The organism is Rhodococcus sp. EPR-157, from assembly GCF_001647195.1.
Taxonomy (GTDB): domain Bacteria; phylum Actinomycetota; class Actinomycetes; order Mycobacteriales; family Mycobacteriaceae; genus Rhodococcoides.
Genome location: NZ_LVCV01000187.1, coordinates 1 through 7,572 on the forward strand (window position 1 = coordinate 1; position 7,572 = coordinate 7,572).

Annotated in this window: 6 protein-coding genes and 1 pseudogene; 3 read left to right on the plus strand and 4 right to left on the minus strand. The window is 65.2% G+C overall.

Going from position 1 to position 7,572, the window contains the following annotated elements; translation table 11 throughout:
• The 3 genes and pseudogenes from A2J03_RS31560 to A2J03_RS08405 form a co-directional block, all read right to left on the minus strand.
• Window positions 1-220, minus strand: a pseudogene (locus A2J03_RS31560) (adenylyl-sulfate kinase); the annotation flags it as partial.
• Window positions 221-225: 5 nt separating this feature from the next.
• Complete coding sequence (locus tag A2J03_RS08400) at window positions 226-1,083, minus strand: DUF1707 SHOCT-like domain-containing protein (protein ID WP_068372049.1); 858 nt, start codon at window positions 1,081-1,083, stop codon at window positions 226-228.
• Between the two features lie 6 nt (window positions 1,084-1,089).
• Window positions 1,090-1,908: a DUF1707 SHOCT-like domain-containing protein gene (locus A2J03_RS08405; RefSeq protein ID WP_082897685.1), complete on the minus strand. Its 819-nt coding sequence runs from the start codon at window positions 1,906-1,908 to the stop codon at window positions 1,090-1,092.
• 58 nt (window positions 1,909-1,966) lie between these two features.
• Between A2J03_RS08405 and A2J03_RS08410 the strand changes: the two genes are divergently transcribed.
• From A2J03_RS08410 to A2J03_RS08425, 3 genes are all read left to right on the plus strand, one after another.
• Window positions 1,967-2,428, plus strand: coding sequence for a DUF5318 domain-containing protein (locus A2J03_RS08410; RefSeq protein ID WP_068372052.1), 462 nt, complete (start codon window positions 1,967-1,969; stop codon window positions 2,426-2,428).
• A gap of 227 nt (window positions 2,429-2,655) precedes the next feature.
• On the plus strand, window positions 2,656-5,175 hold the full coding sequence (locus A2J03_RS08420; RefSeq protein ID WP_442971332.1) for a transglycosylase domain-containing protein: 2,520 nt from the start codon (window positions 2,656-2,658) through the stop codon (window positions 5,173-5,175).
• A gap of 10 nt (window positions 5,176-5,185) precedes the next feature.
• A complete protein-coding gene (locus A2J03_RS08425; RefSeq protein WP_197480675.1) occupies window positions 5,186-6,742 on the plus strand; it encodes a glycosyltransferase 87 family protein in 1,557 nt (518 codons plus the stop codon).
• Here A2J03_RS08425 and A2J03_RS08430 read toward each other — a convergent pair.
• The coding region (locus A2J03_RS08430; protein ID WP_068372062.1) for a TerD family protein at window positions 6,739-7,572 on the minus strand (834 nt) is incomplete at its 5' end. The genes A2J03_RS08425 and A2J03_RS08430 overlap by 4 nt on opposite strands.

Here is a 7,572-nt window from a genome sequence, read left to right on the forward strand (position 1 = left end):
GGCGGTACCGTCGCGCCCTGGGATGATGGAAGCCGTCCATGCTGAGTCGGTGCGCAGACCGGCCCAGCTTCGACAACATCTCGCTCAGCTCGTTGGCCAAAGTTGTTTTACCGGAAGCGGTTACGCCGTCGACGGCAACCCGCACCGGATGGTCGAGTCGACGCGCGTGCACATACTGCGCAACAAGCATGACTGCCTGTGTGCGGCTGTTGTTCGTCACCTCCATCAGCGCCGGGCAGGCGACACGTGCGTCGGATTGCCGGCGAAGTCGGTTTCGACCCACCCGCCGGAGAGGTCGGGGACGCTCACCGATACCGAGATTCGCTGTTCGCCTTCGTCGTTGTCGATGCTCACCCAGTCGACTACGCCCTGGGGTGCCCCGACGGTCTCGGGTGCGCCGGCGATGACGCCCGCTACGACGGCCGAATCGAGGAGATTCCAGTCGAAGCCGAGCTGGCCTTCCTCCGGTAGGGATGTGTCCTTCTGTGGTTCGAATCCACCGTTGACCATGATCCGCTCGACCCGACCCTCGGCGTCGAGGCGATAGACGTCGGCGCGCGAGCCCTCGTCTACCTGCAGGCTCAGCGATACCACCTGGGAGCTTCCGAATCGCTCGATGAAACGGTTCCGGAAGTCGTCGAGACCCGTGGCGGTGTCGAACACGAAAGGTCGGGCGACGATCGGCGTGACGTCGTCCGGCACTGGCATCGACACCGTCTCCACCGGAGACGGCACGGGGGCTGCCACCGCTGCCACCTCCACCTTGTCCTCCCTCGTCGCGAAGAACAGCACCAACCCGGCGGCCACGATCACCACCGACCCGAGCGCGAGGAGCACCCGGGGCCTCGAAGCCGATCGTCCGGCCTCCGGCTCGGGAAGATCGACATCGAGTTGGAGGTCGCTGACGAGCCGTCGGAGCTCGTCGAGAGTCACTGCCGTTCGCGCGCGCTCGGTTCTGAGTCGGTGCTCGCCGAAGGTGAGCTGCCCGTCGGCGTATGCAGTGTCCAGTGCAGTGGCCGTGAGTGCGCGATCGATGTCGCGAGCACGCAGGGCAGTAGAGCGGTACTTCGATGTCGATGCCATGGTGTCCTACTCGCCGAACCGGAACGGAGTGACGGACAAGAAATTGCCCGACGGATCGACAGACATGGAGCCTCGTTCCTGATCGGTGTTGTCGGCGCTGATCGATACTTCCGGCCCGTCGGTGTCGCCTCGGATCTGGATGTTGATGGAGTCCACACGCGAGAGGTTCAAGCTCTCGGCAGCGCCTGCGACGATGCCCGCGATCTTCTGCAGGTCGATCGAGGTCAGATCGACCTGCGCCTGATCCGCAGTGCGGGGACTCGACCAATCGTCGTCGAAGTCCTCCAACACCCCGTCGCGGAAGTCGTACGTGACCTGCTTTTGCGGAGTTCCCGGCCCTGGCATCCGGACGATCGCGTACTCGGGATACAAACCAAGACTGTCGACGACGGTGGTTCCGGTCTTGGCCTGCACTGCCGCTGCGATGTCGGCCACGATGGCCGGGTTCTGGTAACCCATGTCACCGTAAGGCTGGACGGGATCGGGCGACGTCGCGCAGGCACGGACGCCGAAGGTGAGTGCGACGAGACCGACGACGACCGGCACTGCGACGGAGAAGAAGCCGATCCGCGACGAGCGAGCCGTTCGCACCGGGTGCGCCAACTGGATCGGATCCGCCATCGGTGCGAGCTCGGACTCGTTCTGCAGGTCCTCGATCAGGGAATGCAGATCTGCGAGCGTCTCGGCCTCCATCGCCAGGTCGAGCCGCGCGGCATGCTCTTCCTCTGACAACTGCCCATCGGCACGGGCCTCGTCGAGCGTCGCGCACGCGTCGGTGCGGTCGGTGTCTCTCGCACGGGTGGCGGGTGGAAGTCGCGTCGGCACAGGTGGAGCATAGTTTTGCAGGCCCCCGATTGCACTGGACCGACGGCGGGCGGCCCGTATGTTCTCGCCCGCACGTACTCTGGTTCTCGTGCGACTTCAGCGACAGGTGGTGGACTACGCCCTTCAGCGACGGTCGCTGCTCGCCGAGGTGTACTCGGGTAGGACGGGAGTGAGCGCCGTATGCGACGCGGATCCCTACCTTCTCCGGGCCGCCAAGTTCCACGGCCGCGGCAGCGACGTGGTGTGCCCTATCTGCAGGAAGGAACAACTCACGCACGTGTCGTGGGTGTTCGGCGAGAAGCTCGGACCGTTGTCCGGTTCCGCGCGGACCGCGGAAGAGTTGGTTCGCCTGGCCGCGACACAGGAGGAGTTCTCCGTGCACGTGGTCGAGGTGTGCAGGTCCTGCAGTTGGAATCATCTCGTCCAGTCCTATGTACTGGGTGCAGTGCCGGCCCCCAAGCAACCGCGACGGCCACGGTCGAGCACTCGTCAACCGAACCGTCGCACCGCGAGCGAGTGACACAATCGCCTCGCTGACCGATCCGGTCGGCACGCAGGAGTGCCCGCCCAACCACTGGAGACCTGTACGTGAGTTCCCCCTACGACAACACACCGGGTGGTAGTTCCGGAGATCGCGACCCGTCCCGACGGCCGCCGAATGTGCCACCGGGCGCGCCCGGTCGACCTCCCGGCCCTCGCCCTCCTGTCCCCCCTCCCGGTCGTCGTCCTGCGGGACCTCAGGGCCCAATGGGCCCTCAGGGGCCACGGCGTGATGCCCAGGGCCGACCGCTAGGCCCACCACCGGGCTCCCTGCCTCCGAGACGCGACGCCCAGGGACGGCCACTGTCGCCCGGGCCTGTGCCGCCCGGTCAAGGACGACCGGCGATGCCGCCACGGGACGCCCAGGGCCGACCGCTCGGTCCGCCGCCGGGCCGACCTGCGTTGCCGAATTCACGTCCGGTGAACTCGCAGCCGCCGAACACGCGGCGACCTGGTGCTGACCGCCCGGGTGCCCGTTCCACCGGCGCTCCGCCCCCGATCCTTCCTCCGACAGGTCCGCCGGACGAGGTTCCACCACGCAATTCGGGCAGTGAACCGCCCGAACCGCCCGAGAGAGGTTCCGCCGCGAAAACGAAGAAGAAGTCCAGGTGGCGCACCGTTCGCCGAACGCTGTATGCACTGATAGCGCTCGGTCTGATCGTGCCGATCCTGGCATTCATGGTGGCCTACACCGTCGAGGATGTTCCGCGTCCCGGTGACATCAAGACCAACCAGGTGGCGAGGATCCTCGCTTCCGACGGTACGAGCGAGATCGGCAGGGTAGTTCCGGAGGAGGGAAACCGGACGGACGTGTCGATCGATCAGATCCCGCTGCACGTGCGCAACGCGGTTCTGTCCGCCGAGGACCGAGACTTCTACTCCAATCCCGGGTTTTCCATTACCGGTTTCGGGCGTGCACTCCGCGACAACGTTCTCGGCCGCGACAGCGCGGGCGGTGGCTCCACCATCACGCAGCAGTACGTGAAGAACGCGCTCGTCGGGTCGGAGCGAACCCTGACACGCAAGATGCGTGAGCTTGTCATCTCGTCGAAGATGGCACGTCAGTGGTCGAAGGACGACATCCTCGCTGCGTATCTGAACACCATCTACTTCGGCCGCGGCGCGTACGGCATCGCTGCCGCCTCGACCGCCTACTTCGGAAAGCCGGTCGAACAGCTGACCGTCGAGGAGGGCGCAGTTCTTGCTGCGACCATCCAACAGCCCTCCGGCTTGGATCCCGAGTTCAATCCCGAAGGTGCGCAATCTCGCTGGAACTACGTCCTCGACGGCATGGTGAGCCAGGGCAACATCGATCAGGCTCAGCGCAGCGCGATGGTGTACCCGGCATGGATTCCGAGCGCGCAGGCGAATGTCGGAGACAGTGACAGTGGGCCGAACGGCTTGATCAAGGCGCAGGTGCTGCGTGAGCTGTCCGCGTCCGGAGTGAGCGAGCAGGATCTCAATACCGAGGGTCTGCAGATCACCACCACCATCGATCCGGTGGCGCAGGCCGCTGCGATCGACGCGGTCGAGTCCAACATGGAAGGCGAACCAGCGGAGCTTCGGACGGCGTCGGTGTCGATCGACCCACGCACCGGTGCCGTCAAGTCGTACTACGGCGGCGCCGACGGGAGCGGATTCGATTTCGCGCAGTCAGGACTGCAGACCGGCTCGTCGTTCAAAGTGTTCGGTCTGGCCGCTGCGCTCGACCAAGGCATCCCGCTGTCGCAGATGTACGACAGCTCGCCGCTGACGGTCAACGGCATCTCCATCGGCAATGTCGAAGGCGAATCCTGTGGCACCTGCACCATCGCGGAGGCCCTCAAGCGCTCGCTCAACACGAGTTTCTATCGGATGCAGCTGGCCATGGACAACGGTCCGCAGGCCATCGCGGACATGGCGCACAAGCTCGGTGTTGCGGAAGAGATTCCCGGCGTCGGGCCCACGCTCACGGAAGGCGACGGGGTCGGCCCGAACAACGGCATCGTCCTCGGCCAATATCAGTCGCGTGTCATCGATATGGCCTCGGCGTACGCCACGTTGGCAGCCTCGGGTGTCTACCACCAACCGTACTTCGTGCAGCGGGTCGTGACTGCCGACGGCACAGTGCTTCTCGATCGCGGCATGGAACCGGGCGAGCAGGTCGTGTCTTCCGCAGTCGCAGACAACGTCACCTCGGCGATGCGTCCGATCGCGGGCTACTCCAATGGTCACAACCTCGCCGGTGGTCGGCAGTCCGCAGCGAAGACCGGTACCGCGCAGCTCGGTGACACCGGCGAGAACAAGGACGCGTGGATGGTCGGTTACACCCCGTCGTTGTCCACCGCTGTGTGGGTGGGCACCGAGCAGGGTCTGCCGCTGCAGAACAGCTACGGCGGGTCCATCTACGGTTCGGGTCTACCGTCGGACATCTGGAAAGACACCATGGACGCAACGTTGGAAGGATCGACCAACGAGACGTTCCCGACGCCTGAACCGATCGCGGGACAGGCTGGTGTGCCGCAGTATTCGGCACCTGCAGCGCCAACGACCCAGGTCACGACGTCGGCGCCGCCACCGGTCACGCTGCCCATCCCGACCGAGCTCTCTCCCCCGGTCGTGATCACTCCACGCCAGGTCGAGATTCTCCCCGGTGTCACGATTCCACTCCCCGGGCTCGCGCCCGCGGAACCGGAAGAACCTGCGACACCCCAAACGCCGGCCCAGGAACCCGTCCCAGCCCGGTAATCTTCCCCAGGTGAGCGAGAGAAGGCGCAGAATCGCCAGCCCGGCCGAACCTGCCCCTGATCTGTCGTCGGACGGTCGTCGCGATCTGCCTGCGACGAACGATCCGACGACGGCTCAGCTCGCAGCGGTCATCGGTGGCCCGGTGGGCAGGCACGCGCTGATCGGGCGGCAACGTTTCATGACGCCGCTGCGTGTTCTGCTGCTGCTCGCCGTGGTGTTCCTGAGCTTCGGCTGGTTCGCCAAAGCGGGATGTATTCAACAGGCGCCCAACGGTCCCGGCGGCGCGCTCGGGTTGGATTGGAGCGGCAGCCGTCAGTACGTGGCGATGTGCTATTCCGACACGGTTCCGTTGTTCGGTGCCGAGCGCCTCGACGAGGGTGCATTCCCGTACAAGAAGTCCTGGGAAGAAGTGGCTGCGGACGGTTCGACGCAGATTCGGTACATGGAGTACCCGGTGCTGTCGGGTCTGTATCAATACGGGTCGATGATCGTCGCGGAGGCGTGGAGTTCGGTCCCGTGGCTTCCACAGGCACTGCAGGTAGCCATCTATTTCAACGTCGTCGCGGTCGGCCTCGCCTTGGCATGGCTGGTCACCGTATGGGCGACGGCCATGTCCGCGGGCAGGCGCATCTGGGACGCGGCTCTCGTCGCGGCGTCTCCGTTGGTCATCGTCCATGGTTTCACCAATTTCGACGCTCTGGCAACGGCATTCGCGGCCACCGGCGTGTTGGCATGGGGAAGGAAGAGGCCCGTTCTTGCGGGAGTCCTGTTGGGGCTCGGCGGCGCGGCCAAGCTCTATCCGCTGCTGCTTCTCGGTCCGTTGCTGGTGCTGTGCTGGCGCGCTGGGAAGCTACGCGCGTGGGGTCAGGCGGCGTGTGCCGCACTTGCTGCATGGATCGCGGTCAATCTTCCTATCGCGCTTCTATATCCGAGTGGCTGGTACGAGTTCTTCCGACTCAACTCGGTGCGTGGCGCCGATCCCGACTCGATCTACAACGTGGTGTCGTCGTTCACAGGCTGGGGAGGGTTCGACGGTGTCCTCTATCCAGGGGACAGACCGATGATCCTCAATTCCGTGACTCTGGTGCTTTTCGTTCTCGTGTGCGGAGTGGTGACGTACATCGCCATGAATGCGCCGACGAGACCACGGCTCGCGCAACTCGCCTTCCTCGTCGTCGCAGGATTTCTGCTGACGAACAAGGTGTGGAGCCCGCAGTACTCGTTGTGGTTGGTTCCGCTCGCGGTTCTGGCATTGCCGCATCGGCGACTTCTGCTCGCGTGGATGGCGATCGACGCACTGGTGTGGTTTCCGCGGATGTACTACTACCTCGGGATCGGCAACAAGGGCGTGCCGGAGCAGTGGTTCACGGGGACGATCGTCGTGCGCGATCTCGCCGTGGTCGGCCTGTGCGCGCTGGTGGTGCGCCAGATCTACCGTCCGCGGGAAGATCTGGTCCGGCAATTCGGCGTCGACGACCCGAACGGTGGCGTACTCGATCGTGCGCCGGATGTGCGAATAGGCGCGAAAACCGCTCCCAAGCAAGCGGTTTCCGCGACCACGCCCTAGGCCTGGATGTACGGTCCGAGCTGCGGCACTGCTTCGCCCGCATGCTTGGCGTTGATGCCTTCGCCGAGTGCCTGAAGCTTCCAGTTGCCACCGTCGCGGTAGACCTTGGCCATGACGAGACCGGTGAACGGCATGCCACCCTGAAGGGTGAACCGTGCGAGCTCGGTGTTGTTGGTGTCGTCGACGAGCCGGCAGAACGCATTCTGGATCTGCTCGAACGTCTGGCCGCGGTACGAGGTGACCGTGAATACGATGGCCGTCACCTGCGGGGGCACCCGCGTCAGATCGACGTTGACTACCTCGTCGTCGCCTTCGCCTTCGCCGGTGAGGTTGTCGCCTTGATGCAGAATCGAACTGTCCTTGGACTTCAGCTGCCCGTAGTAGACGACGTCGGCGACATTCCGACCGGCGAACATGATCGCGGAGGCATCGAGGTCGATGTTGCCGCCCTTCCCGCCCCCACCGAAAAAGCTGGTCTTCTTCGGTGCCTGAACTGGATCCCAGCCCAACCCCATTCGGATGACGGTCAGCGCAACGCCACCGTCCTTCTTCAGCGTGACCTTCTGGCCCTTGGTGAGGCTGACGGGACGTGCCTTCGTCAAGCTGACTTCGGGCGGTCCGGCGGGAACGGCAGGAGGTGTGGGAGCGGGCGGTGGGGTGGGTGCTGCAGCGGGCGGTGGGGTGCGCGGTGGTGCCGGTGCCGCAGCTGGTTGTGCAGCTGGAGCGTCATCGACGGACACGCCGTGATCGGTCACGAGGGCGGCGAAGCCACCCGCGTAGCCCTGGCCGACCGCGCGGACCTTCCACGCGCCCGAGCGTCGGTAGATCTC